This is a genomic window from Mesorhizobium sp. M7A.F.Ca.US.006.04.2.1, assembly GCF_004022915.1.
GTDB classification, from domain to species: domain Bacteria; phylum Pseudomonadota; class Alphaproteobacteria; order Rhizobiales; family Rhizobiaceae; genus Mesorhizobium; species Mesorhizobium ciceri.
Genome location: NZ_RZQA01001363.1, coordinates 1 through 991, shown reverse-complemented (window position 1 = coordinate 991; position 991 = coordinate 1). Strand labels below are relative to the sequence as shown.

Genomic DNA, 991 nt, shown 5'->3' with positions numbered 1-991 from the left:
AAATGGATCTGCAGATATTCGGCGAACACGGCGTTGCCGGAGAGATAGGCGATGACGCCGAAGGAGGCAGCCGCGATCATGATCGGCACGATCGCCAGGCCGTCAAGGCCGTCGGTCAGGTTCACCGCATTGCCGGCGCCGACGATGACGAAGCAGGAGAACGGAATGAAAAACCAGCCGAGATTGACGATGAATTCCTTGGCGAAGGGAAAAGTCAGCGACGACGAGAACGGCGCCTGGCCATTGTGCATGATCACCCAGGCGGCGATGCCGGCGATGACGAATTCCAGCGCCAGCCGTGCCTTGCCGGAAAAGCCGAGATGCGACTGCTTGGTGACCTTCAGATAGTCGTCGTAAAAGCCGATCGAGCCGAAGCCCAGCGTCACCAGCAGCACCACCCAGACATAGATGCTCGACAGGTTCGCCCACAAAAGCGACGAGCCGATGATGCCCGACAGGATCATCAGCCCGCCCATGGTCGGCGTGCCGGCCTTCTTGAAATGTGTCTGCGGCCCGTCGGCGCGGATCGGCTGGCCCTTGCCTTGCCGCAGCCGCAGCGAATTGATGATGGTCGGTCCAAAGATGAAGACGATCAGCGCCGACGTGATCAGCGCGCCACCGGTGCGGAAGGTGATGTAGCGGAAGACATTGAAGACCGAGACCTTGTCCGCAAAATCGACGAGCAGTGTGAACATGCGCTTTCGTCCCCCGACCTAGGTCTGTTTTCTGGTTGTCGATTCAGCCGGGAATTTGCCCAGCAGCGCATCGACCAGTTTTGCAAAACCGATGCCCTTCGACGATTTGATCATCACCACGTCACCCGGCTTGAGCGCGGCAAGCAGCACCGGCTTCAGCTCCTCGACACCGGCGCGGTATTCCGTCTTGATGTCAGCCGGCAGCGCTTCGGCCAGCGCCCGCATTTCCGGGCCGCCAAGAAAAACGGTCTGCGTGCCCGTGCCGACGATGAGATCGGCAAGGGCCGCATGCAGCT

Annotated in this window: 1 protein-coding gene and 1 pseudogene; both read right to left on the bottom strand. The window is 60.5% G+C overall.

The genetic code is table 11. From position 1 onward, the window contains the following. The coding region (mraY, locus tag EN925_RS37310; RefSeq protein ID WP_128337435.1) for a phospho-N-acetylmuramoyl-pentapeptide-transferase at positions 1-695 on the bottom strand (695 nt) is incomplete at its 3' end. Positions 696-713: 18 nt separating this feature from the next. After that, positions 714-991: pseudogene (locus EN925_RS37305) on the bottom strand (UDP-N-acetylmuramoylalanyl-D-glutamyl-2, 6-diaminopimelate--D-alanyl-D-alanine ligase); the annotation flags it as partial.